The sequence below is a fragment of the Sinisalibacter aestuarii genome (genome assembly GCF_027923545.1).
GTDB classification, from domain to species: domain Bacteria; phylum Pseudomonadota; class Alphaproteobacteria; order Rhodobacterales; family Rhodobacteraceae; genus Sinisalibacter; species Sinisalibacter aestuarii.
The window spans coordinates 18,295-40,335 of record NZ_BROH01000010.1; the positions used below are offsets into that span (position 1 = coordinate 18,295).

Annotated in this window: 24 protein-coding genes, 1 tRNA gene and 1 pseudogene; 8 read left to right on the forward strand and 18 right to left on the reverse strand. The window is 64.9% G+C overall.

What is annotated here, in order from left to right:
* Positions 1-24 precede the first annotated feature (24 nt).
* From QMG28_RS20945 to QMG28_RS15175, 5 genes are read right to left on the reverse strand one after another with little or no spacing between them, the layout of a single operon-like run.
* Positions 25-315, reverse strand: a complete 291-nt coding sequence (locus QMG28_RS20945; protein ID WP_307726355.1) for a hypothetical protein — start codon at positions 313-315, stop codon at positions 25-27.
* Between the two features lie 45 nt (positions 316-360).
* The gene (locus QMG28_RS15160; RefSeq protein ID WP_281843165.1) at positions 361-1,164 is read right to left on the reverse strand and encodes a metal ABC transporter permease; all 804 of its coding nucleotides are present in this window, start codon (positions 1,162-1,164) and stop codon (positions 361-363) included.
* Entirely contained in the window at positions 1,161-2,018 is an 858-nt protein-coding gene (locus tag QMG28_RS15165) for a metal ABC transporter permease (protein ID WP_281843166.1), read from the reverse strand. Before QMG28_RS15165 ends, QMG28_RS15160 begins: the two co-directional genes overlap by 4 nt.
* Positions 2,015-2,866 (reverse strand): manganese/iron ABC transporter ATP-binding protein, encoded by an 852-nt coding sequence (locus QMG28_RS15170; RefSeq protein WP_281843167.1) that lies wholly within the window; start codon positions 2,864-2,866, stop codon positions 2,015-2,017. The genes QMG28_RS15165 and QMG28_RS15170 overlap by 4 nt, the downstream gene beginning before the upstream one ends.
* A complete protein-coding gene (locus QMG28_RS15175) occupies positions 2,863-3,750 on the reverse strand; it encodes a metal ABC transporter substrate-binding protein (RefSeq protein WP_281843168.1) in 888 nt (295 codons plus the stop codon). The genes QMG28_RS15170 and QMG28_RS15175 overlap by 4 nt, the downstream gene beginning before the upstream one ends.
* 123 nt (positions 3,751-3,873) lie before the next feature.
* Here QMG28_RS15175 and QMG28_RS15180 point away from each other — a divergent pair, with 123 nt between their 5' ends.
* A complete protein-coding gene (locus QMG28_RS15180; protein ID WP_281843169.1) occupies positions 3,874-4,302 on the forward strand; it encodes a Fur family transcriptional regulator in 429 nt (142 codons plus the stop codon).
* A gap of 81 nt (positions 4,303-4,383) precedes the next feature.
* Here QMG28_RS15180 and QMG28_RS15185 read toward each other — a convergent pair whose 3' ends face one another.
* From QMG28_RS15185 to QMG28_RS15200, 4 genes are read right to left on the reverse strand one after another with little or no spacing between them, the layout of a single operon-like run.
* Positions 4,384-5,136 (reverse strand): iron ABC transporter ATP-binding protein, encoded by a 753-nt coding sequence (locus QMG28_RS15185; protein ID WP_281843170.1) that lies wholly within the window; start codon positions 5,134-5,136, stop codon positions 4,384-4,386.
* Entirely contained in the window at positions 5,133-6,140 is a 1,008-nt protein-coding gene (locus QMG28_RS15190; RefSeq protein ID WP_281843171.1) for an iron chelate uptake ABC transporter family permease subunit, read from the reverse strand. The genes QMG28_RS15185 and QMG28_RS15190 overlap by 4 nt, the downstream gene beginning before the upstream one ends.
* Entirely contained in the window at positions 6,130-7,092 is a 963-nt protein-coding gene (locus tag QMG28_RS15195) for an ABC transporter permease (protein ID WP_281843172.1), read from the reverse strand. The genes QMG28_RS15190 and QMG28_RS15195 overlap by 11 nt, the downstream gene beginning before the upstream one ends.
* Before the next feature lie 3 nt (positions 7,093-7,095).
* Complete coding sequence (locus QMG28_RS15200; RefSeq protein ID WP_281843173.1) at positions 7,096-7,986, reverse strand: siderophore ABC transporter substrate-binding protein; 891 nt, start codon at positions 7,984-7,986, stop codon at positions 7,096-7,098.
* 130 nt (positions 7,987-8,116) lie between these two features.
* Here QMG28_RS15200 and QMG28_RS15205 point away from each other — a divergent pair, with 130 nt between their 5' ends.
* Positions 8,117-8,413, forward strand: a complete 297-nt coding sequence (locus QMG28_RS15205) for a DUF2218 domain-containing protein (RefSeq protein WP_281843174.1) — start codon at positions 8,117-8,119, stop codon at positions 8,411-8,413.
* 70 nt (positions 8,414-8,483) lie between these two features.
* On the opposite strand, the gene QMG28_RS15210 is transcribed toward QMG28_RS15205, so the two are convergent.
* Positions 8,484-9,440 carry a LysR family transcriptional regulator gene (locus QMG28_RS15210; protein WP_281843175.1) on the reverse strand — a complete coding sequence of 319 codons (957 nt, stop codon included), beginning with the start codon at positions 9,438-9,440 and terminating at the stop codon, positions 8,484-8,486.
* Between the two features lie 112 nt (positions 9,441-9,552).
* Between QMG28_RS15210 and QMG28_RS15215 the strand changes: the two genes are divergently transcribed.
* The 5 genes from QMG28_RS15215 to QMG28_RS15235 all read left to right on the forward strand — a co-directional run bounded on the left by QMG28_RS15215 (position 9,553) and on the right by QMG28_RS15235 (position 13,607).
* On the forward strand, positions 9,553-10,716 hold the full coding sequence (locus QMG28_RS15215; protein WP_281843176.1) for an acyl-CoA dehydrogenase family protein: 1,164 nt from the start codon (positions 9,553-9,555) through the stop codon (positions 10,714-10,716).
* Positions 10,716-11,825, forward strand: a complete 1,110-nt coding sequence (locus QMG28_RS15220; RefSeq protein ID WP_281843177.1) for a CaiB/BaiF CoA transferase family protein — start codon at positions 10,716-10,718, stop codon at positions 11,823-11,825. The genes QMG28_RS15215 and QMG28_RS15220 overlap by 1 nt, the downstream gene beginning before the upstream one ends.
* Complete coding sequence (locus QMG28_RS15225; RefSeq protein ID WP_281843178.1) at positions 11,822-12,664, forward strand: HTD2 family dehydratase; 843 nt, start codon at positions 11,822-11,824, stop codon at positions 12,662-12,664. The genes QMG28_RS15220 and QMG28_RS15225 overlap by 4 nt, the downstream gene beginning before the upstream one ends.
* A complete protein-coding gene (locus QMG28_RS15230; protein WP_281843179.1) occupies positions 12,655-13,350 on the forward strand; it encodes an HpcH/HpaI aldolase/citrate lyase family protein in 696 nt (231 codons plus the stop codon). Before QMG28_RS15225 ends, QMG28_RS15230 begins: the two co-directional genes overlap by 10 nt.
* Positions 13,351-13,412: 62 nt before the next feature.
* Positions 13,413-13,607: an integrase core domain-containing protein gene (locus QMG28_RS15235; protein WP_434784449.1), complete on the forward strand. Its 195-nt coding sequence runs from the start codon at positions 13,413-13,415 to the stop codon at positions 13,605-13,607.
* 203 nt (positions 13,608-13,810) lie between these two features.
* On the opposite strand, the gene cas2e is transcribed toward QMG28_RS15235, so the two are convergent.
* The 3 genes and pseudogenes from cas2e to cas3 form a co-directional block, all read right to left on the reverse strand.
* The gene (gene cas2e, locus QMG28_RS15240) at positions 13,811-13,978 is read right to left on the reverse strand and encodes a type I-E CRISPR-associated endoribonuclease Cas2e (protein ID WP_281843180.1); all 168 of its coding nucleotides are present in this window, start codon (positions 13,976-13,978) and stop codon (positions 13,811-13,813) included.
* Positions 13,975-14,838: pseudogene (gene casA, locus QMG28_RS15245) on the reverse strand (type I-E CRISPR-associated protein Cse1/CasA); the annotation flags it as partial. The gene cas2e and the pseudogene casA, both read right to left, overlap by 4 nt.
* Positions 14,839-15,019: 181 nt before the next feature.
* Positions 15,020-17,521 (reverse strand): CRISPR-associated helicase Cas3', encoded by a 2,502-nt coding sequence (gene cas3 / locus QMG28_RS15250; RefSeq protein ID WP_281843181.1) that lies wholly within the window; start codon positions 17,519-17,521, stop codon positions 15,020-15,022.
* A gap of 234 nt (positions 17,522-17,755) precedes the next feature.
* On the opposite strand from cas3, the gene QMG28_RS15255 reads away from it, so the two are divergent.
* A tRNA-Gly gene (locus QMG28_RS15255) sits at positions 17,756-17,829 on the forward strand.
* A 97-nt stretch (positions 17,830-17,926) separates the two neighbouring features.
* Here the strand turns inward: QMG28_RS15255 and QMG28_RS15260 are convergent.
* From QMG28_RS15260 to ureC, 5 genes are all read right to left on the reverse strand, one after another.
* Entirely contained in the window at positions 17,927-18,148 is a 222-nt protein-coding gene (locus QMG28_RS15260; RefSeq protein ID WP_281843182.1) for a DUF1127 domain-containing protein, read from the reverse strand.
* A gap of 96 nt (positions 18,149-18,244) precedes the next feature.
* Positions 18,245-18,892, reverse strand: a complete 648-nt coding sequence (ureG, locus tag QMG28_RS15265) for an urease accessory protein UreG (RefSeq protein ID WP_281843183.1) — start codon at positions 18,890-18,892, stop codon at positions 18,245-18,247.
* Positions 18,893-18,945: 53 nt separating this feature from the next.
* Entirely contained in the window at positions 18,946-19,578 is a 633-nt protein-coding gene (locus QMG28_RS15270; protein WP_281843184.1) for an urease accessory protein UreF, read from the reverse strand.
* Complete coding sequence (locus QMG28_RS15275; RefSeq protein ID WP_281843185.1) at positions 19,568-20,101, reverse strand: urease accessory protein UreE; 534 nt, start codon at positions 20,099-20,101, stop codon at positions 19,568-19,570. The genes QMG28_RS15270 and QMG28_RS15275 overlap by 11 nt, the downstream gene beginning before the upstream one ends.
* 8 nt (positions 20,102-20,109) lie before the next feature.
* Positions 20,110-21,846: an urease subunit alpha gene (gene ureC / locus QMG28_RS15280; RefSeq protein WP_281843186.1), complete on the reverse strand. Its 1,737-nt coding sequence runs from the start codon at positions 21,844-21,846 to the stop codon at positions 20,110-20,112.
* Between the last annotated feature and the right edge of the window lie 195 nt (positions 21,847-22,041).

The window sequence follows — 22,041 nt, forward strand, 5'->3', positions numbered from 1 at the left end:
CGCGGGGCGGTGACCCCGCAGACACTAACGTGATCGCAGACCGCGCCGGCAAACACAAGCACACCCTGGAGGAAAGACCGCAATCGCGACTGGCAGGCGCAGCGCGCCGGTGTAATTCGCCTCTGTCATCGCCCGGCCACCGGGGGCAGGCCGGTCGCGCAGCATCCCGGGAAAGGCGGGCCTCAGCAGACTGCGCTGCGCGAAAGGCGCGCCTAAACTCACGTCACTCATGACTGCCGGCACATCGTGCTCCGAGAGCAGCCGCGTCAGATGCGGATAACTGGCGTGGTTGAACACGATGAAGCCAGTGTCCACGGACTGATCGCCCCGCCGCTGTTTCGCATCTGACAAGGGCGCCGGTCAGGCGCGCCGCAACAGCGCAATGAGAAACATCGTCATGAGCGCCAGCACGATGGTCGGGGCCGGGGCGCTGTCGAGCCAGAAGCTCGCATAGATCCCTGTGACCCCGGCCAGCAAAGCGGCGGCGACGGCAACCGCCATCATCGCGGGAAAGCGGCGCGTCAGCAGAAAGGCGATGGCGCCGGGGGCGATCAGGAAGGCAATGGCAAGGATGATCCCGACCGAGGAGAGCATCGCCACGATGGTGGCCGACAGCAGGATGAGCAGCCCGTAATGCAGCAGCGTGGTGCGCAGCCCGATCATCCGCGCCTGCACCGGGTCGAAGGCATGGGCGAGCAGATCGCGCCAGACCAGCGCGAGCACCAGCGCCACCGCGCCGGCGATCAGCCCGGAGGTCCACAGATCGCCCGCGCCGACGCCGAGCATGTTGCCAAACAGGATATGGTCGAGATGCATATCGGTCTCGATCCTTGTGTAGATCACCACGCCAAGGCCGAACATGCCGGAAAAGACCACGCCCAGCACCGTATCCTGCTTCACCCGGCTGTGCTCCTGGATGAACCCCGCGCCGAGCGCCATCACCATGCCCGCGGCGAAAGCGCCGATCAGCAGGGGGATACCGGCGGCATAGGCCAGCACCACGCCGGGCAGCACCGCGTGCGAGGTGGCGTCGCCCATCAGCGACCAGCCCTTGAGCACGAGAAAGGCCGAGAGCATCGCCGCGGCGGGCGCGATCAGCACGGTAATCAGAAAGGCGTTCTGCATGAAAGGGAACTGAAAGGGCAGCAGCAGCGCGTCAATCATGCGGCCTCCGTCCGGGCCACGCGGGCCCGGCGCCGGGCCGCCAGCATCCCGTGGGTCGGCGCGAAGACGAAGGCGGCGAGGAACAGGGCCGTTTGCAGCGTGACGATCACGCCGCCGGTCGCCCCGTCGAGAAAATAACTCAGATAGGCGCCGAACCCGGAGGTCACCGTGCCGATGGCCACCGAAATCCCGATCAGACGCGGGAAGCGGTCGGTCAGCAGGTAGGCGGTGGCGCCGGGGGTGACGACGAGCGCGATCACCAGAAACGCGCCCACCGTTTGCATCGCGGCCACGGTGGAGGCGGCAAGCAGGGTGAAGAACACCACCCTGAGCGCCCCGGCATTGAGCCCGATCGAGCGGGCATGGGCCTCGTCAAAGAACACCGCCAGCAGATCGCGCCACTTCGCCAGCAGGATCAGCAGTGAGATGCCGCCGATGATCGCAAGTTGCAGCGTGTCACCGGGCGAGATCGCCAGCACATTGCCCATGATGATGGTCTGGACCGACACCGCCATCGGGTTCAGCGAGACCATGAACAGCCCCAGCCCGAAGAAGGAGGTGAAGATGAGGCCGATCACCGCATCCTCCTTCAACCCCGAACGCGATTGGAGAAACAGCATCGCCAGCGCCGCCAGCCCGCCCGACAGGAACGCGCCGAGCGCGAAGGGCAGGCCCAGCATATAGGCCCCGGCAACGCCCGGCACCACGGAATGCGAAAGCGCATCGCCGATCAGCGACCAGCCCTTGAGCATCAGATAGGCGGAGAGAAACGCGCAAACCGCGCCGACAAGCGCGGTGACCCAGATCGCGTTGGTCATATAGCCATAGGCGAAGGGTTCCAGCAGCAGGCTCATTCGCCGCCCTCCAGCCTGCGGGTGCGCTGGTCATAGACCACGAGCGGGCGCTCGTCGTCGGTGATCACTTCAAGCCGGCGCGGGTCGTCGTCGTCGTGCAGCCGCTTGCCTTCCAGCAGGAAGTGGCGCAGCACGCCGCCAAAGGCGTCCTGCAGATTGTCGGGGGTAAAAACCTCGTCGGTCGGCCCATGGGCCAGCACCGTGCCTTTCACCAGCACCACCCGGTCGCAAAACTCCGGCACCGAGCCGAGATTATGGGTGGCCACCAGCATCACCCGGCCCTCGCCCCGCAAGTCGCGCAGCAGGGCGACGATCTGCTCCTCGGTCTGCACATCCACCCCGGTAAAGGGCTCGTCGAGCAGGATCACCCGCGCATCCTGCGCCAGCGCCCGGGCGAGGAAGACGCGCTTTTTCTGCCCGCCCGACAGCTCGCCGATCTGCCGGTGGCGATACGGGGTCATCCCGACCCGCGCCAGAGCGGCATCCACCGCCGCGCGGTCGGCCGGCCGGGGGCGGCGCAACAGGCCCATATGGCCGTAGCGCCCCATCATCACCACGTCTTCCACCAGCACCGGAAACGACCAGTCCACCTCCTCGGCCTGCGGCACATAGGCCACCGCCTGGGCCTTCATCGCCGCGCGCACCGGCTGGCCGAGAATCTCCACCGTTCCGCGCGCCACCGGCACAAAGCCCATCAGCGCCTTGAACAGCGTCGATTTACCCGCCCCGTTCACCCCCACCAGCGCAGTGATGGTGCCGGTTGGAACGGCGAAACTGGCATCGCTGAGCGCCGTGAAGCCGTTGCGATAGGTCACCGTGAGGCCCGCTGCGCGGATACCGTCCGTCATTCCCTGAGTCCGTTCACGATGGTTTCGGATGTCACCCGCAGCAGATCGAGATAGCTCGGCACCGGCCCGTCCGGCTCCGACAGGCTGTCGACATAGAGCACCCCGCCATAGGCGGCCCCGGTCTCGCGGGCGATCTGCCTCGCCGGCTTGTCCGACACCGTGCTTTCGGAAAAGACCACGGGAATGTCATGCGCCCGCACCGCGTCGATCACCGCGCGCACCTGTTGCGGCGTGCCCTGGGCATCGGCATTGATCGGCCAGAGAAAGAGCTCCGTCAGCCCGAAATCCCGCGCGAGATACGAAAAGGCGCCTTCCGAGGTCACCAGCCAGCGGCGATCTTCCGGCAGCGCCAGCGCCGCATCGCGCAGCGGGCCGATCATGGCGGCGATCTCGGCCTTGTAGGCATCGGCATTGGCGGCGTAGATCCCGGCATTGTCCGGGTCTTCCGCCGCCATCGCGGCGGCGATGTTGTCGACATAGATCAGCGCCGACGAGAGCGCCATCCAGCCATGCGGATTGGGCTTGCCGTCGTAATCTCCGCCGGCGATCGGCATCGGCTCGACCCCGTCCGAGACCACCGCCGCCGGTACATCGGCGAGATTGGCAAAGAACTGCTCGAACCAGCGCTCCAGATTCAGCCCGTTCCACAGGATCAGATCGGCATCCTGCGCCCTGATCAGATCGCGCGGGGTCGGTTGGTAGCCGTGGATCTCGGCGCCGGGCCTGGTGATCGAAACCACCTCGGCCGCCTCCCCCGCCACATTCTGCGCCATGTCGGCGATCACGGTGAAGGTGGTCACCACCTTGAGCTTTTCGTCGGCGGCAGGAGCCGGAGCGGTAAGGAAGGTGGCGGCGAGGATCAGCGCCAATCGTCGAATCTGCATGGGGACTCCCTAAGTCCGGTTCACCCTTCCTGCATCTAGGAATGACTTGCAACTGTCAAGCCAGTTGCGAACGATTTGCAACAAGAGCTTGCCGCGCACACCCGGCTATGGAACAGTCGCACCATGACGAAAGCAGAGAAACGCACCCTGAGACTGACCGACGCGCTGCGCCATGCCGGGGTGCGGATCACCCGCCAGCGCGCGGCGCTTCTTGATGTTCTGGCCGAGGCCGACGACCACCCCGACGCGCCGGAGTTGCAGCGCCGGGCCGAGGCGCAGGTGCCGGGGATTTCGTTGTCGACGGTTTATCGCACGCTCACCGCGCTGGAGGAGCAAGGGGTCATCCTGCGCCACATGTTCGGGGGTGCTCCGGCCCGGTTCGAACATGCCGAGACGGCGCACCACGATCATATGATCGACATCGACACCGGCGAGGTGGTCGAATTCTGCTCCGACCGGATCGAGCAGCTCCAGGCCGACATCGCCGCCGAGCTTGGCTATGAGATCGTCCATCACCGGATGGAGCTCTACGTCCGCAAGAGACCATCGTGAGCGACCGGCACCCGCCGGACTGGCCGCATCGCCCCCGCGCCCGGATATGGCCTTACGTCAGGCCGCGCCCTGCGGCGGTGTTCAGACCAGAACCACCGGCGCACCGTTGACGTGGTGCACGCCGGCTTCGGTGCCGAACGTGTCGCGCAGCATGTCGGCGGTGACCACCTCGGTCGGGTGGCCCGCCTCGGCGATCCGGCCCGCGCGCATCGTCACAAGGTGGTCGGCATAGGCGCTGGCATAGTTGAGATCGTGCAAGACCACCACGATGGTGCGGCCATGTTCGCGCGCCAGATGTTGCAAAAGTTGCATCAGCGCGCGGGAACCGGCGATGTCGAGATTGTTCAGCGGCTCGTCGAGCAGCACATAATCGGTGTCCTGCGCATAGGTCATCGCCACCTGCGCGCGTTGGCGCTGGCCGCCCGAGAGCGTGTCGAGCGGGCGGTCGGCCAGCGCGCCGAGTTCGAAGGCCGCAATCGCCGCCTCCACCTTGGCGTGGTCATCCCGCCCGGGCCGGCCCTTGTGATAGGGGTAGCGCCCGAACCCCACCAGTTCGCGCACCGTCAGCCGGGGCGCGGCATCGGCGGTTTGCGGCAGGATCGCCAGTTTGCGCGCCAACTCGTCGGAGCGGCAGGCACCGACCTCGAGATCGTCCACCACGATCCGCCCGCCTTGCAGCGGCGCGAGCCGGGCGATCAGCGACAAGAGCGTGGACTTGCCCGCGCCGTTCGCGCCCACCAGCGCGGTGATGCCGCCGCGCGGGATGTCGAGGCTGATATCGTGCAGGACCGGCGCGGCGCCATGGGCGAAGGAGACGTTTTCGATGCGGATCATCGGCGCAGACCTTTCAGAAGCAGGATCAGGAAGACGAGGCCGCCGGCGAGGTCGATGATCACCGGCAGCGGGGTGGAGAGCGCCAGCACGCGCTCCATCAGCGTCTGCCCGCCCACCAGCACGATCCCGGCGGTGAGCCCGGCGGAGGGCAGCAGAACGCCGTGATACGGCGTGGGCGTGATCAGCCGGGCGAGGCTGACCACCAGCAGGCCGAGAAAGGCGACCGGGCCGACCAGCGCGGTGGAAACCGAGACCATCACCGCGATCAGCACCAGCGCCTGGATCTGCCCCCGGCGCGGGTCTTCGCCCAGGTTGATCGCCGCGTCATGGCCGAGCGCGATCACGTCGAGCCGGTGGCGCATGGCCCAGGCGGCGGCCATCGCGGCGAGCAGCACGACGGCGGAAATCGCCAGCAGGTCGGTGTCGATCTGGGTGAAGCGGGCATAGGAGCCCACCTGGATCACGGCAAATTCGTTGGGGTCGATCATCCGTTGGAGGAATGAGGTGAGCGAGCGAAACAGCGTGCCGAAGATGATGCCGGTCAGCACCATCCGCATCAGGTCATGCCCGGCCCGCCCGAGCAGCGTGCCGAACAGCGCGAGCGAGGCGAGGACGAGCAGCCCGGCATTGACGACGAATATCCCCGTCGGCGGCAGCCGCATCACCCCGTGCCCGCCGAGCAGGTAGACCGCGCCGGTCAGGATCATCACATAGAGCGCATCGAACCCCATGATCGAGGGGGTGAGAATGCGGTTACGGGTGATGGTCTGAAACAGCACCGTCGAGGTCGAAACCGCCATGCCGACCAGCACCAGCGCGGCCAGCTTGGCGCCCCGGAAGGGCAGAACGAAGCCCCAGTTGCCGCGCGACCCCAGCGTCATGTAAGGCGCGGCGCTGACGGCCAGCAGCAGCGCCAGCAGCGCGAGGCGGCGGGCATTCTGGCCAGGCAGAAGGCGGCGCAGCGGCGCGGGTGCGGCGCCCGTCAGGCTCAGATCACTTGGCATGGCGCGGCCCCGAATAGAGCAACCACAGGAAGACCAGCGCGCCGAGCACCCCGAAGACGGTGCCGACCGGAATCTCGAACGGATAGCGCAGGAGCCGCCCGAGAATGTCGGAGGCCAGCGTAAGCGCACCGCCCATCAGCGCAGTGAGCGGCAGTGTGGCGCGCAGATTGTCGCCGAACCGGCGCGAGACGATATTGGGCACCACCAGCCCGACAAAGGGGATCATCCCCACCGTGACTACGGTGAGCGCGGTGACGATCGAGATCGCCACCAGCCCGATCAGCACCACCTGCCCGTAATTGAGTCCAAGGCTCACGCTGGCGGTGCGCCCGAGCCCGGCAATGGCGAACTGATCGGCGGCGAAATAGGTCAGCACCGCCACCAGCGCGGCGATCCAGAGCAACTCGTAGCGCCCCTTCAGAACGCCGGAAAACTCGCCGGTCATCCAGATGTCGATATATTGCAGAAGGTCGTATTGGTAGGCCACGAAGGTCACGCCCGCGCCGATGATGCCGCCATAGACCAGCCCCACCAGCGGCACCAGCAGCGGCTGGGTCGGCGGCAGGCGGCGCACCATGGCGAGAAAGCCGAGCGTGCTGGCCAGCGCCGTGGCCGAGGCCAGCGCCATCTTGGCCATGAGCGGCGCGGCGGGGGTGACGATCACCGCGATCAGGATGCCCAGCGCCGCGCCCTGCCCGGTGCCCGCCGTCATCGGCTCGACGAAGCGGTTGCGCACCAGCATCTGCATGATCGTGCCCGCCACCGCCAGCGACGCCCCGGTGATCAGCACCGCCGCCGTGCGCGGGAAGCGGCTGAGCGCCAGCAGGCGCAGCGCTTCGGGGTCGGCGAAAAGATCGCCGGGCGCCATGTCGATCACGCCCACGAAAAGCGAGACGGCGGCGAGCGCCAACAGGCCGGTCAGCCAGAGAACCCCCGCCGTCTGCCGTGTCATCGCTCAGCTCTCGGCGAAAGCGGCGGTGATCTGGTCGAGGATATGCGACATCGCCTGAATGCCGCCGCCGGTGATATAGAGCCGGCCGGGATCGAGGTAGATCACCTTGCCGGTCTGCCAGGCTTTGGTTTCGTGCACGAGCGCGTTGTCCAGCGTCGCCTCGGCGCTGTCGCCCTCCTGGCCGGTGGCGGCCAGCCGATCGACCACCAGCAGGATATCCGGGTCGGCATCGCGGATGAATTCGAAGCTGATCGCCTCGCCATGGGTGGCCTCTTCCACCGCCTCCACCGCTTCGGGGATGCCCAGATTGTTGTGCAGCCAGCCGAACCGCCCGGCCGTGCCATAGGCCGAAACCTTCGGCCCGTTGGTCATCAGGATCAGCGCCCCGCCCTTGCCGGCCACGGCGGCACGGGCGGCGTCGAGTTTTGCGTTGAAACTGTCGGCCAGCGCCCCGGCCTCGTCCTGCCTGTCGAAGATTTCGCCGAAGGCCGCCAGCCGGGCGAGACCCTCGCCCACCGCGTCGTTGCGGGCCGTCATGTCGATGGTCGGGGCGATCTTCGCCAGATCGGGCACGACCGCGGCAGAGCGCCCGCCGGCGATGATCAGATCGGGGGCGAGTGCGGCCACCGCCTCGTAGTCTGGCTCGAACAAGGTGCCCACGGGGGTTGCACCCTCGGCGGCGGCGTCGAGATACGAGACAAGATGGGGGCTCACCACCCCGTCGGCTTTGACGCCGAGCGCATCGAGCGTGTCGAGCGCGGTCACGTCGAAGACGGCAATGGTTTGCGGCGATTTCGGCACCTCGGCGGAGCCAAGGGCGGTTTCGATGGTGACGGTTTCGGCCAGCACGGGGCTGGCCGCCATCGCCAGGGCGAGGGCAAGCGGTTTCAGCATCAGGATGCTCCTGTTATGCCGGCTGGCTTGCTGTCTGGCTGGCTGCGGACGGTTTCAACGCCCCTTGATTAATCGAACGGAATCGGCGAGTCCATAGAGGCTGACAAAAACAATCGGATTTAGCGCGAACATGTATGTACTCACCGGAACCTACGCCACCGAGCACGGCTCGAAATACCTGCAACAGCTCTGCAAGCATTTCGGCCACAAGATCGAAACCAGCTTCACCGAAACCGAGGGCGCCTGCCACTTCGCTTTCGGCACGGCGCATATGCAGGCCGATGGCGGCGGGCTGACCGTCCGCGTCGAGCTGGATGACGCGAACCATGCCGACCAGGCCCGGTCGGTGATCGACAAACACCTCGAACGCTTCGCCTTCCGCGAAGACTTCAAGGCAATGGACTGGGGCCAGGCCGAACCGGCCTAGCACCTGCACCTGTCCCGAAGCCGGCAGGGCACCGTCCGTTTCTCTGGCCGCAAGACAGACTGCCCCAGCGTCATTGCCTACTATCGCTCACGTTTGCATCTTGCCCGACCATTGGAAATGCCCCGCGCCATTCACCCTTTTCCACAATGCTTTCGACACATTCCTGTAGTTTCATGCTGATCGCAGCACAGGCATGACTGAGTGTCTTGCGCTCCCGTGCGACCAGAAACACGTCTCTGAACAGGCCATTTCCATCAAAGTGCGAGATGCGAAATCTGCCCTTGTCTTTGGCATGGGTCACGGCATGGAGCGGCAGAACCGAAGAGCAGTGCCCTGCAGCGACGAGCCGTTTGATGTTCACGAACGAATCCAGCTCGTTGATTGGTTGCAGCGTGGCGCCAACTGCGGCGGCTTCCTGTTCGAGCTGCATCCGCAGGCCATGCGTGCGGCTTGGCAAGACCAGATTGCGTGCACAGAGATCCCGCATCGACACCCTTTCACCAATCTCTGCGCCGTGTGGTGAGACGACCACCAGCTCCTCTCGCAGCAAAGGCTCAGACGATAGCTCGCCGCTGGGGTCTCGGAGGTAAAGGACGGCAATGTCCACAAGCCCCTCCTTGAGCCAGTCCAGAACGAAGCCACTCATCGCCTCCGCAATCGTAAGCTTGATGCCCGGGAGTGCATCCTGAGCCGACAGGATAAGTGGCACCGACAGAATCTCGCTGATCGTCGCCGGAAGGCCGAGCCGCACTTCGCCTCTCGGATCGCCTTCAAGGTTTCGGATGTCGTCGCGGGTTCGTTCAAATTCGGAGAGCAGAAGCGTCGCGCGTTGTCGAAGCAAGCTGCCTGCCTCTGTCAGCGCAACCCCGCGTGGATGTCGCCTGAACAACTCAACGCCAAGTTCCGTTTCCATGTTTCGGAGGTGATGAGTCAAGGCAGGCTGCGCAACATTCAGGCGACGCGCCGCAGCAGAGAGCGTGCCTTCTTCTGCAATCGCCAGGAAGTATCGAAGCTGCTTCAGGTCCATTTTCGCGAATCCCATAACAAGCATGTATGGATGTGATACAAACCATATATTTGTTTGATTGGAAGGGTAGCCCTATTGTTCTGCTCCGAGCGAGACCCAGAGGAGACATGCCGTGCGCCATCTAACCCATGACCCCTATGAGGACATCCGGGAAGGAATCCGCGCGCTGTGCCGTGAATTTCCCGATGACTACCATCGCAAGGTCGACGAGGATCGCGCCTACCCGGAAGCGTTCGTGAAGGCGCTGACAGATGCGGGCTGGATGTCGGCGCTGATCCCGGAGGAATATGGAGGTTCTGGCCTCGGCTTGACCGAAGCGTCGGTCATCATGGAAGAGATCAACCGGGCGGGCGGAAATTCCGGCGCGTGCCACGGTCAGATGTACAATATGAACACCTTGATCCGTCATGGGTCGGAACAACAGCGCCGGGAATACTTGCCGCGCATTGCCGCGGGCGAGCTCCGGCTTCAGTCCATGGGTGTGACCGAACCGACCACGGGAACCGACACGACAAAGATCAAGACGGTCGCCGTGCGCAAAGGCGACCGCTATGTGATCAACGGGCAAAAGGTCTGGATTAGCCGGGTACAGCATTCGGATCTGATGATCCTGCTTGCCCGGACGACCCCTCTGGCCGACGTAAAGAAGAAATCTGAAGGTCTGTCCCTGTTCCTTGTGGACATCGCGGACGCGATGAAGAGCGGCATGTCGGTGCGTCCGATCCCGAACATGGTCAACCACGAGACGAACGAGCTCTTTTTCGACAACGTCGAAATCCCCTCAGAAAACCTGATCGGGGAAGAGGGGATGGGGTTCAAGTACATCCTGACGGGACTGAACGCGGAACGCGCGCTCATCGCCGCGGAATGCATCGGCGACGGCTACTGGTTCACCGATCGGGTAACCTCCTACGTGAACGAGCGTGAGGTTTTCGGGCGCCCGATCGGACAGAACCAGGGCGTACAATTCCCGATCGCCGAAGCGTTCATCGAAGTCGAGGCCGCAAATCTCATGCGTTACGAAGCCTGCGCGCTCTACGACCAGGGCGAACCTTGCGGCACCGAAGCGAACATGGCGAAATACCTCGCCGCCAAGGCGAGCTGGGAGGCTGCAAACGCCTGCATCCAGTTTCACGGTGGGTACGGCTTTGCCAGCGAGTATGATATCGAACGCAAGTTCCGCGAGACGAGGCTGTATCAGGTCGCACCGATCTCAACCAACCTGATCCTGTCCTATGTCGCAGAGCACGTTCTTGGAATGCCGAGGTCATTCTGATGGATAGTCCTGAAACGCTCCCGCTCGCCGGCCTGCGCGTCCTTGCCATCGAGCAAGCGGTTGCCGCTCCTTTCGCAACGTTGCGCCTTGCCGACGCCGGTGCGGAGGTCATCAAGATCGAGCGCCCCGAAGGTGACTTTGCCAGGGGCTACGATGCTGCTGCCAACGGTCAGTCCAGCTATTTCGTGTGGCTGAACCGTGGGAAGACCTCGCGCGTTCTCGACCTGAAGACGGCGTCGGCGAAGGCCGAGATCGAAAAGCTCCTGGAAAGTACCGACGTCCTTGTACAGAACCTCAAACCCGGAGCGCTCGAGCGCCTTGGTTTCGGGATTGAGCGGCTGCAACAGGACTACCCCCGCCTCATCACCTGCTCCATATCCGGATACGGTGAAACCGGCCCGATGTCTGATCGCAAAGCCTACGACTTGCTCATTCAGGCCGAAGCCGGTCTTTGTTCCCTCACGGGCGGCCCGGACGAACCGGCACGTGTCGGTATTTCGGTTATCGACATCGCCACCGGCGCGACAGCTTACTCCGCCATCCTCGAAGCGCTTATCGGCCGCTCGATATCCGGGCGCGGATCGCATATCGGCATTTCGATGTTCGACGTGACCGCCGAGTGGCTAACCGTCCCGCTCCTGAACCACGAGGCCGGAACGCCGCCAAGGCGGATGGGCCTCAGGCACCCCTCGATTGCACCTTATGGGGTATTCGAGACCAAAGACGGCGCGCAGATCCTGCTGGCCGTACAAAGCGATCGGGAATGGCGCGAACTCTGCACAGGCTTCATAGGGAACCCCGGACCGGGCACCGATACCCGTTTCGCGACAAACGTCGAACGTGTTCGAAACCGTGAAGCGACCGACGCCATCGTGGCCGCCGCCCTTAAGCGACTGTCGCTTGAAAAAGCCCGCGCAGGGCTGATGGCGGCGAACGTAGCGTTCGCAACGGTCAACGACATGGAGGGGCTCTCCAATCATCCCCACCTCCGGCGCATCACGGTGGAAACGGAGAACGGCCCGGTATCTTATCCCGCACCCGCCCCGCGGTTCCTCGACGCTCCGCGCGCATATGGCCCTGTGCCGGGCCTGAAAAGCCTCGAAGAATGACCGGCGACATGGGTGCGGATCTTCGGGACTGGATCGGCAAGACCGAAGTCGTCGAGGACATTCTCACACCCGGCCTCGTCGCGCGTTTCAACGCGACGCTCGACAGAGACTCGGCAACCGCGATCGGCGCGCCGGCACCGGAACTCATCCATTGGTGTCTCTGCACCGACACGATCGCCACCAACGCCCTTGCACAGGACGGCCACCCGCCACGTGGCGCCTTTTTGCCGCCGGTCGGTCTTCCGAGGCGCATGTGGGCGGGCGGCGAGATCAATCTTCTCGCTCCCCTCGGAATTGGCGATATCGTGACACGCACCTCGGAGATCGAGAACATTGTCGAGAAAGCGGGCCGTTCCGGCCCGCTGACCTTCGTGACCCTACGCCACAAGATCACATCGGACGGCAGACTCGCAGTCAACGAACGCCAGGACATCGTCTACCGCGGTCACGTCGCAAACGCCCAAGGCGCCCAAACGCCTCCCCCGGCACCGATGGGAACCCACAGCACGCAGATCGAGATCAACGAGGCCCGACTGTTTCGGTATTCCTCGATTACCTTCAATGCGCATCGCATTCACTACGATGCGCCATATACCAAGGGGGTCGAAGGCTACGGTGGCCTTGTGATCCATGGTCCCCTGCAGGCGACTCTCTTGGCGCTCTTCGCGCGCGAGCTGTCGCAGCGGCCGTTTTCCCGCTTCACATATCGGGGCATCTTCCCTGCCATCGGCACCGGCTCTCTGACGCTGCACGCTTCGTCCGAAGGCAACGAAATGAAGCTCTGGACCGCGTTCGGGAACGGGCCGGTTTCCATGGAGGCCAGCGCAGGATGGGAGTGACCGATACAATGCGGGCGCCGATCTTCGTCCCCGCAACCCGCCCCGAGCGTTTTGCCAAGGCGGCATCCTCGGGTGCTGATGCTGTCATTTTGGACCTGGAAGACTCCGTTCTTCCGGAAGACAAGGATGACGCTCGGCAACAGCTGATTGGCGGGTTCGGCGAGCAGATTGTTCTGGTTCGCATCAACGCGCATGGCATGCCCTGGCATGAGGCAGATCTCGCGGCGATTTCGGCGATAGACCTCGATGGGGTCATCGTCCCGAAGGCCGAAGATCCCGCGACGCTCGCGCGGATCGCGGCGACACTTCCCGAAAAGACGGCGCTACTCGCACTCATCGAAACCGCCCGTGGGCTTGCGAATGCACGTGACATTGCGGCGACAGCGGGTGTCACTCGGCTGGTCTTCGGCTCCGTTGATTATTGCGCCGATTTGAACATGGATCACGAGCGCAGTCTTCTGCAGTCCGCCCGATCCGAATTGGTTCTCGCCTCTCGCTTGGCCGGGATCGCCGCGCCCGTCGATGGTGTTACGCTTCGGATCGACGATTTGGGCGAGATCGCATCCGATGCGCGCCACGCCAAAGCGCTCGGCATGACCGGGAAACTGTGCATACACCCCGCCCAAATTGAATCCGTCCTATCCGCTTTTGGTCCGAGCCAGGTGGAAATCGACTGGGCCAAGTGACCTGCTCCCCGGAAAAGTCCTTGCATTGAGGTTAGCCTGTTCGCCAACTGAGGAGACAGACGATGAAGAGAAGCCGATTCAGCGAGCATCTGTTCACCAACCTGTGCCATGCCCGCAGGCTGATCGGGGCGTCGCGTGACGACTACACCATCACCGCCCCCCACACGAGCCTCGGCGGGCGCACCCTGTGGGAGTATCACCAACCGTCGAAAATGGACCAAACCCTGAACAGAACCATCCTGAAAACGCGGAGTTGAAGCGGAACAGGTCACAAGATCTGATGGTGCATTCAGGGAGGTAGCACCCATTGTGTTGGGGACCTATCGCGATACGCAAAAGGCACTTCAGGACCAATGCGGACGGCCTCGTTGACCAGTTCATCCCCGCGCGTGCGGGGAACAGACTGGCTGCAACCTATTGGTCCGCAAGAAGATTCACAATATCAAAGAGCGTACCGCCGTCAGCGGTCATTCTTCGGCGGGCGTGTGGAAGCAAAGGAAACGAGTTTCAAACCGTGGAAATCGACTGGCATACGGCGATTGGTGCCGACGGTCGCAAAGTCGTAGCCTTGATCGGTCGGGGCTTTCCAGATCATCACCGCGTCGCCCCGGTCGATATAAGCGGTCATCCTGCCACGATCAGATGAGCCTGCGCTCCATCGCTTCGCTGATCCCAGAGGCGCAGAGAACGGGCGGTTTCGGTCAACCTTCCTTCGTAGTCCTGCACGACGACGCGCAGCCAGTTTCGGTAGCCGAGCGGCCCCGGTTTCGGATGTTTCGGCAGCGGCTCGGCGCCTTCCTTCATCCTGTAGTATGGCGTCAAGGGATGCACCCAATCGGCATAATTCACCCCATAGGGGCGCTGAACCACGCCGGTGACAAGCCCATCCTCCTCGACGAGCCGCAGTCGCCGAGGCATCCCGAAAAACGCCTCCGCCTCCGTGCCCTGCACCGGATATCGTTCGCTGCCATTCTTTTCCGAAGTCCGCGTTGGGTTCATCCACGGCAGCGTCGAGGGATCGCCAGGATGGCCATCAGGCACGTAGGCCCAGACAAGCGACCAGAGCCCGAGACCGGGATCAATCAGGGTAGCCATCGGCCCACCGCCACGCATCGACGTGCGCATTCCCGCACCACCAGCAGGCGCATGTGCCTGAAAGGTGTAGAGCGCCATCGCCGCCAGTGCCGGACCGAGGGCTGCATAACGTCCACGATGCACCATCAGATCGGCGTTGTTCCGGGCGGCATTCGCGCCCGCGCTGTCGATGAACAGCATCTCCGGCGGATTTGGCGCTCCGTCGAGGTCTTCCAGATCCTGCAGGAACCGGGGCCCGTCGCCGAACACATTGAAGGCGGGGGCACAAGACGCGAGCCGGTCCCGCAAACGATCAGGGTCCGGGGCCTGCCGATCCTCCCAGTCGTCAGCGTTTGCGGGCGGATCGGCGAGGAAAGCCAGCCCGATCAGGAACTCGAGGCAACCAAGATTGAGATCAGGGCGCGGTCAGTCGGGCCCGAGAATGTCAGGACCGGCCATCTCCCAGGGCGCAATCACCCGGCGCACACCGTCCTTGGTTACAACGGGAATCCAATTGTCGTTTATCAAGTTTAGGGGCACGAAATCAGACCACCTACTACATCTAGCGGAATGCTGCGAGCCTTCCCCTCACCTGTCAACCCGTTTCGGCGCTCCTTTCGGCAAACACCAGCCCCTCGGCCGCCCGGTAATGCAACCCCTCGCAAATCCGGCCATCTGCCCCCACCGGGCACAGGGTCACCGCCTCACGCCGCCACTCGGGCCAGCCCTTTGTCACCGCCAGAATCTCGGGCACATCCTGATCCGGGAGAGCCAGTTTCTCCGCCCGCCGCGCGGCCACGCTGACTTCGGACAACACCCAAAGCTCGTCTTCCGTCCTATCGGCCTCATCCGCCCAGGGAACCACCCGCCCGTTCTCCCACCGGGCCAGGACAAGCACTTTCTGCTCCACCCCGAGACGTGTTGGATAGTCGCGGTCGTCCGCGCCGCCGCCGCCGTCGCGGTAGTCCCGGTCGAGGTCGATCCGGTTCATCCCGGCCAAAGTCCGCGCGCCGTAGCCCGCCCCGATGCGTTCCTGTTCCGCCTCCTCCAACTGCGGTGGAACCGGGTCCGCGTTGGGCCCTTCAACGGCCTCGATCAATAGACGCAATCCATGCGGCGTTTCGATCATACCAGCCGAGAACAGCGCCTGCGCGGTGCGCCATTGCTGATCGAGCGGATACACCCAGGCCCCACCGTCGAGCACGCGATGCAGCCATGTGCTGTCGTCCACCGCGGCAGGGTCCGGGGAGAGGACGTGCAGCACCGGTGCCCTAACCGGGCGGCTTTCGGCTGGTCGCAGGTCCATGTGTCGCCAAAGCCGCCCCGCGCGCTGGATCAGGGCCGCGATGGGAGCAAGATCAGACACCATCACGTCAAAATCGAGATCGAGCGAGGATTCCACGACCTGCGTGGCCACCAGCACGCGCCCGGCCCCGCCCGTTCGCTCCTTTCCGAACCGCTCCAGGATGCCGCCCTGATGCGCGAGGCGGTCGGCCAGAGCGAAGCGCGCGTGCAGCAGGTCTGCCTCGACCCCGCGATCGCGCAAGGCCCGCACCGCCGCCATCGCATCGTCGACCGCATTGCGCACCCAGACGCAGGCTGCCCCTTGCGCCGCCGCCCCTTGCAGCAGGGATACGACCGCCTCGTCGTCTTCCAGTCGCTCGACCGTGATGGCCCCCCGCAGGTCTGGCATCGGCGCGACAGTCTCAGGCGCCGCGCCCGCAAGGGTGAGCGCGGGGTAAGGCGCCAAGGCGGGCGGCTCCGCGCCCCAGGCCCGCAAAAGCATGTCTCGTTGCGCGACGGGGAGCGTCGCCGTCAACAGAATAGCCGAGCCACCGTTTTGCCGATGGGAACGCAAGAGGGTCGCCAGCAGTTCCGCCATATATGGGTCGCCAACTTCGTGCACCTCGTCGACGATCAGGATCTTCGACGACAACCCATACAGCCTGAGCGGCGCATGTTTGGCCTTCAGCACCGCCAGCAGCGCCTGGTCGATCGTCCCGATCCCCACGTTCGCCAGAAGCGCCTTTCGGCGATTGTCGCTCAACCATGCTGTCGGACCGGGCTCGTCTTCGTGCCGCATCGCGGTCAGCGCGAGATCACGCCACTCGCGCGAGATCCCTGCACGCCCGTGCGCGAGGGTCAGGCTCGGAGGTGTGGCAAAAAGCCTGCCGAGATCGGGCCTGAGGCGGGCGAACATCGCGTCCGCCGTCGCCATCGTCGGCAAGGCAAAGAACAGCCCCCGGCCCTTGCCCGCCTGCAACATCCGCTGCGCAAGCACCAGCGCGGCCTCGGTCTTGCCCGATCCCGTCCCGTCTTCCATGATCGCCAGTACAGGCCCGTCTGGCAGAGGCACGTCAGCGGCATGCGCCTGCATCGGGCGAGGTGTGTGGCGAAACAGAGACGTTTCGGTCACGCGGGCAGGCACGAGCCCGGTTTCCTGCACGGCACGGGCGGCCCGGTTGCGCACCGCATCAAGGTAATCTGCGAGTGCAAGCCCCGGCGCTTCGGCCGGAAACCACTCCGCATTGGAGCCAATCCAGTCCGCCGCCGTGATGAACCCCGGCAGCCACCATGACAGGGCGCGCACCTCGTCGCGCGACATTTCGGCGAGCGATCCATTCGGCCAGAGCTTCCGAAATGCCCGGATCACCTCGACCGCATCGGAAAACGCCTCCGGCCCTGCCGCGCGTTTCATCCGCAGGAAGGCGTCACCGCTCTTTTCCGGAGGTCGCCCGTGATGCCCTGCCACCGCGCCGTAGAGCCACTTGCGTCTCTGCCCGTCCAGCCCAAGGCACTCGAACTCGTGATCGGCCTCCCGCAAGAAGACTTCGGTCACCTCCCAGTGCCTGCCAAAGACCTGCGCCCTGCCCTCCGTCAGCATGGATCGAAAAGCCTCGTTGATCTTGCCGAGATCGTGGAGCGCGGTCAGGAATACGATGGCTTGTCGTCTCGGCGTATCGAATTCTTCGTTTTCAATCAGGGCTTCCGCGACGGCCGCGACATCAAGCATGTGGTAAACTGCCGGATGGGCCGGAAGGCCCTCGCCGGACGGTGATTTTCCGGGCCAACCGGTCAGCAGGTGAAGCACGCTCATCGCGCGACCTTACGCCAACAAGGGTCCGCTCGCCATATGCCACCCCGTTGTGCAACACAGAGGATCGGTCTTACGAGATTTGCCGGGATACCGAGCGAGGGGCCCTGACGGCGTGGCCGCAGCAGCCTTCGAAAACAGGCATCGACCCTTTGCGCCAGACGCCTCACCACATGAGCATCACTCTGCAGATGCCTTGACCATCCTTGGTACGTAAAATAGATGGAGTCGTGCCGAGCGGGCGTTGTGTAATGGTAAGACCCTTGCCTTCCAAGCAAGAGATACGGGTTCGATTCCCGTCGCCCGCTCCAGCCCTTCCGCCGCAATGCCCGATGCGCCGCCGCCAAAGGCGCCGTCACGCAAAAAGGCCGGGCGCCGGCCCGGCCTTGCGGCAGCGATATCCCCGGTTCAGAGGTAGAACGAGGACGAGAAGACGTGGTGGACGATGCCTTCGCGGGTCAGGCCGCGTTTGGCGAGTTCGGCGTCGGTCAGCCTGGTCAGCGCCTCGATCTCGGCGCTGCGCGAGCGGGCTTCGGCATAGTCGGAGAAAAAGTTGCCGAGCGCCGTGAGGACGCGCGACATCAGCGAGCGGTGATCAGCCGCGTTGTGAGCGGTTGCGATATAAGCCATTTTGGAAACCTCAGAAGTTGTTCTGTCCGTTTCCTCCCTTGGCTCTCAAGGTAAGCCAGGCTGAACTGCCCGAGAAGTGCCGATTCTGCAATGCTGCTATGCAGCATCCTCCGCGCCGGGCGCGGCGAGGTCCAGCCCGCCGATCCCGGCGAGGTGGCGGACGATCTCTTCCACCCCCTCGCCATGGCGCAGCGCGGTGAAAACATAGGGCTTGCCCGCCCGCATCCGCGCCGCGTCGCGGTCCATCACGTCGAGATTGGCGCCCACGTAAGGCGCGAGGTCACGCTTGTTGATGATCAGCAGGTCCGACCGGGTGATCGCCGGGCCGCCTTTGCGCGGAATGTCCTCTCCCGCCGCCACGTCGATCACGTAGAGCGTGACATCCGCCAGTTCCGGGCTGAACGTGGCCGAGAGGTTGTCGCCGCCGCTTTCGATCAGGATCAGGTCGAGGTCGGGATGGCGGGCATTGAGCGCCGCCACGGCGGCGAGGTTGATCGAGGCATCCTCACGGATCGCCGTATGCGGGCAGCCGCCGGTCTCGACCCCCATCACCCTGTCTTCGGGCAGGATTTGCAGCCGCATCAGGGCTTCGGCATCCTCACGGGTGTAGATGTCGTTGGTGATGACGGCGAGCGAGAGCCGGTCTTTCAGCGCGGCTGCGAGCTTTGCGGTGAGCGTGGTCTTGCCGGCCCCGACCGGGCCGCCGATGCCGACGCGGAGCGGGCCGTTGGGGGAAGATGTCATGGCATGTCTCCTGTGGCGCGGTGGGAGGTGAGTATTTGGGCCAAGAAAAAGGCTCAGCTTCGGAAGATGCGGGAATATTGCGTTTCGTGCCGCATCGAGGCGATATCGGCGAGGAAGGCGGCGGAGGCGAGGCTGTCGGGATCGCCGGGGGTGGCGGCTTCGGCGGTGGCCTCGATCAGGGGGCTGAGCCGGTGCAGGATGCGCTGGCCCTCGGTCTGGCCGATCGGGCCGAGACGCTGGGCGGCGGCGATCAGGTTCGAGGTGAAGGCTTGCAGGTAGAGCGTGAGCGTGAGGCCGAGCGGCAGTCCCTCACGCGCGGCGGCGCCCAGCGCCACCGGGTAGGTGAGCCCGTCCAGCTCCGCGCCCCAGACCGCGCCGACAACCTCGGCAAAGGCCTGCCCTTGCGCGGCGGTTTCCAGCAAGCGCTCGGCGGAGGGGGTGAAGGCGCGGGCGATCTCGTCGATCTCGCCGAGCGGCATCTTGCCCCGATAGGCGGCGGCGAGCAGCGTGGCGTCGCTGCGCCCCGCGCCATGGGTGAGCAGGTCGGCAAGCCAGGCTTCGAGGCTGTCGGCATCACTGATCCAGCCGGCATGGAAGGCAGCCTCCAGCCCGTGCGAATAGCTGAAGGCGCCCACCGGGAAGGCGGGCGAGAGCCATTGCGCGAGGGTGAGGAGGTCAGTGCTCATGGCCGTGGCCGTGAAACGGATCGTGCCGGTGGCCATGGGCGTGGTCGTGCTCATGGCTGTGGTCCTCCGGCCCGTGGCTGGCGGAATGGTCATGCCCGTGGGTGCGCCCGTGGCCATAGGCCCCGCCTTCAGGCGTGAAGGGCGCGGTGACCTCGCGCGTGACCGCGCCGAGCGTCGCCAGCATATGGGCCATGACGTGATCGCGCTGGATCAGGATGCGCCCCGGCTCGATCTGCGCCGGGGTATGGCGGTTGCCGATATGCCAGGCGAGGCGCGGCAGATCATCGCCCGTCACCTCGATCAGCGCTTCGGGCGCGGGCTCGACCAGCACTTTTCGGCCATCGTCGAGCAGGAAGGCATCATGCAGCCCCAGCGAGGCGGTATGTTCGAGATCGACAAGAAAGCGCAGGCCGGAAGCGGTGACCAGCGTCTTGCGGCGCAGGAAACGTTCATCATAGCTGAGCGTGACCACCTCGTCGCCGTGATGGGCATGGGTGACGGAATGGGCTTTGGGGAGCGACATATCGGGCCTCAGAACAGGAAATACCGCTGCGCCATCGGCAGCACCTCGGCGGGGGCGCAGGTGAGCAATTCGCCATCGGCGCGCACCTCGTAGGTTTCGGGGTTCACCTCGATATGCGGGGTGGCGTCGTTCAGGATCAGGTCTTTCTTGCCGATGCCGCGGGTGTTCCTCACCGCCAGCGTCTGCTTCGCCAACCCGAGCTTTTCGCGCACACCCGCATCCTGCGCCGCCGCGCTCACGAAGGTGATCGCGGAGTGCTCCACCGCCCGCCCCATCGCGCCGAACATCGGGCGGGAATAAACCGGCTGCGGCGTCGGGATCGAGGCATTGGGATCGCCCATCTGCGCCACCACGATCATGCCGCCCATCAGCACCATTTCGGGCTTCACCCCGAAAAACGCCGGGTTCCACAGCACCAGATCGGCGCGTTTACCCACCTCGATGGAGCCGATCTCGTGGGAAACGCCGTGCGCAATAGCCGGGTTGATCGTGTATTTGGCGATGTAGCGGCGGACGCGGAAATTGTCGTTGTCGCCGGTCTCTTCCGCCAGCGCGCCGCGCTGCTTCTTCATCTTGTCGGCGGTCTGCCAGGTGCGGATGATCACTTCGCCGACCCGGCCCATCGCCTGCGAATCCGAGGCGATGATCGAGAACGCGCCCATATCGTGCAGGATGTCCTCCGCCGCGATGGTCTCGCGCCGGATGCGGCTCTCGGCAAAGGCCACGTCTTCGGGGATCGACTTGTCGAGGTGGTGGCAGACCATCAGCATGTCGAGGTGTTCTTCGAGCGTGTTTTTCGTAAACGGGCGCGTGGGGTTGGTGGACGAGGGCAGCACATGCTCCTCGCCCGCGACGCGGATGATATCGGGCGCGTGGCCGCCCCCCGCCCCTTCGGTGTGGAAGGCGTGGATGGTGCGGCCCTTCATCGCCGCCACGGTGTTTTCCACGAAGCCCGACTCGTTCAGCGTGTCGGTATGGATCATCACCTGCACGTCGAGCGCATCGGCGACCGACAGGCAATTGTCGATCGCGGCGGGGGTGGTGCCCCAGTCTTCATGCAGCTTGAGCGAACAGGCGCCGGCGAGGATCTGCTCTTCCAGCGGCGCGGGCAACGAGGCATTGCCCTTGCCCGCGAAGCCGATATTCATCGGCACGCCATCGACGGCCTGCAACATCCGGGCGATGTTCCACGGGCCGGGGGTGCAGGTGGTGGCCAGCGTGCCATGCGCCGGGCCGGTGCCGCCGCCGAGCATCGTGGTCAGGCCCGAATGCAGCGCATCCTCGATCTGTTGCGGCGCGATCCAGTGGATATGGCTGTCGAACCCGCCAGCGGTGAGGATCTTGCCCTCGCCGGCAATCGCCTCGGTGCCGGGGCCGACGATGATGTCCACCCCCGGCTGGGTATCGGGGTTGCCCGCCTTGCCGATCCCGGCAATACGCCCGTCTTTCAGGCCGACATCGGCCTTGTAGATGCCGGAATGGTCGACGATCAGCGCGTTGGTGATGACGGTATCGACCGCGCCCTGCGCCCGCGTGGCCTGGGACTGGCCCATCCCGTCGCGGATCACCTTGCCGCCGCCGAACTTCACCTGCTCGCCGTAGAGCGAGCCGTTATAGCCCTCGGGATGGGCGGTCAGGTCACGCTCGACCTCGATGATCAGGTCGGTGTCGGCGAGGCGGACCTTGTCGCCGGTGGTGGGGCCGAACATGGCGGCATAGTCGCGGCGGGAGATTTGGACGGGCATGGTTTCGTGAGCCTCACTGTTCGTTGTGGAACCCTGGCGGGATTGGCGGCTGGTTCGGATCAGTCCCCCCGGTCCGCTTGCGGACCGGTTCGCGCCCGACCCCGCCCCCCAGGGCGGGCGCGAAGCCGCGCCCACCCTCGGTGCCGGGCGCAAACCTCTGTTCGGCGCGGCGGGCATCGGCGGAACGGGGGCGAA

What these genes read in the sequence shown, in the direction of transcription:
- QMG28_RS15190 (WP_281843171.1), bottom strand. Translation starts at nt 6,140, where the DNA reads ATGCCAAGTGATCTGAGCCTGACGGGCGCCGCACCCGCGCCGCTGCGC.
- QMG28_RS15205 (WP_281843174.1), top strand. Translation starts at nt 8,117, where the DNA reads ATGTATGTACTCACCGGAACCTACGCCACCGAGCACGGCTCGAAATAC.
- QMG28_RS15180 (WP_281843169.1), top strand. Translation starts at nt 3,874, where the DNA reads ATGACGAAAGCAGAGAAACGCACCCTGAGACTGACCGACGCGCTGCGC.
- QMG28_RS15165 (WP_281843166.1), bottom strand. Translation starts at nt 2,018, where the DNA reads ATGAGCCTGCTGCTGGAACCCTTCGCCTATGGCTATATGACCAACGCG.
- QMG28_RS15235 (WP_434784449.1), top strand. Translation starts at nt 13,413, where the DNA reads ATGAAGAGAAGCCGATTCAGCGAGCATCTGTTCACCAACCTGTGCCAT.
- QMG28_RS15170 (WP_281843167.1), bottom strand. Translation starts at nt 2,866, where the DNA reads ATGACGGACGGTATCCGCGCAGCGGGCCTCACGGTGACCTATCGCAAC.
- cas2e (WP_281843180.1), bottom strand. Translation starts at nt 13,978, where the DNA reads ATGACCGCTTATATCGACCGGGGCGACGCGGTGATGATCTGGAAAGCC.
- ureC (WP_281843186.1), bottom strand. Translation starts at nt 21,846, where the DNA reads ATGCCCGTCCAAATCTCCCGCCGCGACTATGCCGCCATGTTCGGCCCC.
- QMG28_RS15275 (WP_281843185.1), bottom strand. Translation starts at nt 20,101, where the DNA reads ATGTCGCTCCCCAAAGCCCATTCCGTCACCCATGCCCATCACGGCGAC.
- QMG28_RS15260 (WP_281843182.1), bottom strand. Translation starts at nt 18,148, where the DNA reads ATGGCTTATATCGCAACCGCTCACAACGCGGCTGATCACCGCTCGCTG.
- QMG28_RS15200 (WP_281843173.1), bottom strand. Translation starts at nt 7,986, where the DNA reads ATGCTGAAACCGCTTGCCCTCGCCCTGGCGATGGCGGCCAGCCCCGTG.
- QMG28_RS15225 (WP_281843178.1), top strand. Translation starts at nt 11,822, where the DNA reads ATGACCGGCGACATGGGTGCGGATCTTCGGGACTGGATCGGCAAGACC.
- QMG28_RS15195 (WP_281843172.1), bottom strand. Translation starts at nt 7,092, where the DNA reads ATGACACGGCAGACGGCGGGGGTTCTCTGGCTGACCGGCCTGTTGGCG.
- QMG28_RS15220 (WP_281843177.1), top strand. Translation starts at nt 10,716, where the DNA reads ATGGATAGTCCTGAAACGCTCCCGCTCGCCGGCCTGCGCGTCCTTGCC.
- QMG28_RS15270 (WP_281843184.1), bottom strand. Translation starts at nt 19,578, where the DNA reads ATGAGCACTGACCTCCTCACCCTCGCGCAATGGCTCTCGCCCGCCTTC.
- cas3 (WP_281843181.1), bottom strand. Translation starts at nt 17,521, where the DNA reads ATGAGCGTGCTTCACCTGCTGACCGGTTGGCCCGGAAAATCACCGTCC.
- QMG28_RS15185 (WP_281843170.1), bottom strand. Translation starts at nt 5,136, where the DNA reads ATGATCCGCATCGAAAACGTCTCCTTCGCCCATGGCGCCGCGCCGGTC.
- QMG28_RS15160 (WP_281843165.1), bottom strand. Translation starts at nt 1,164, where the DNA reads ATGATTGACGCGCTGCTGCTGCCCTTTCAGTTCCCTTTCATGCAGAAC.
- QMG28_RS15175 (WP_281843168.1), bottom strand. Translation starts at nt 3,750, where the DNA reads ATGCAGATTCGACGATTGGCGCTGATCCTCGCCGCCACCTTCCTTACC.
- ureG (WP_281843183.1), bottom strand. Translation starts at nt 18,892, where the DNA reads ATGACATCTTCCCCCAACGGCCCGCTCCGCGTCGGCATCGGCGGCCCG.
- QMG28_RS15210 (WP_281843175.1), bottom strand. Translation starts at nt 9,440, where the DNA reads ATGGACCTGAAGCAGCTTCGATACTTCCTGGCGATTGCAGAAGAAGGC.
- QMG28_RS15230 (WP_281843179.1), top strand. Translation starts at nt 12,655, where the DNA reads ATGGGAGTGACCGATACAATGCGGGCGCCGATCTTCGTCCCCGCAACC.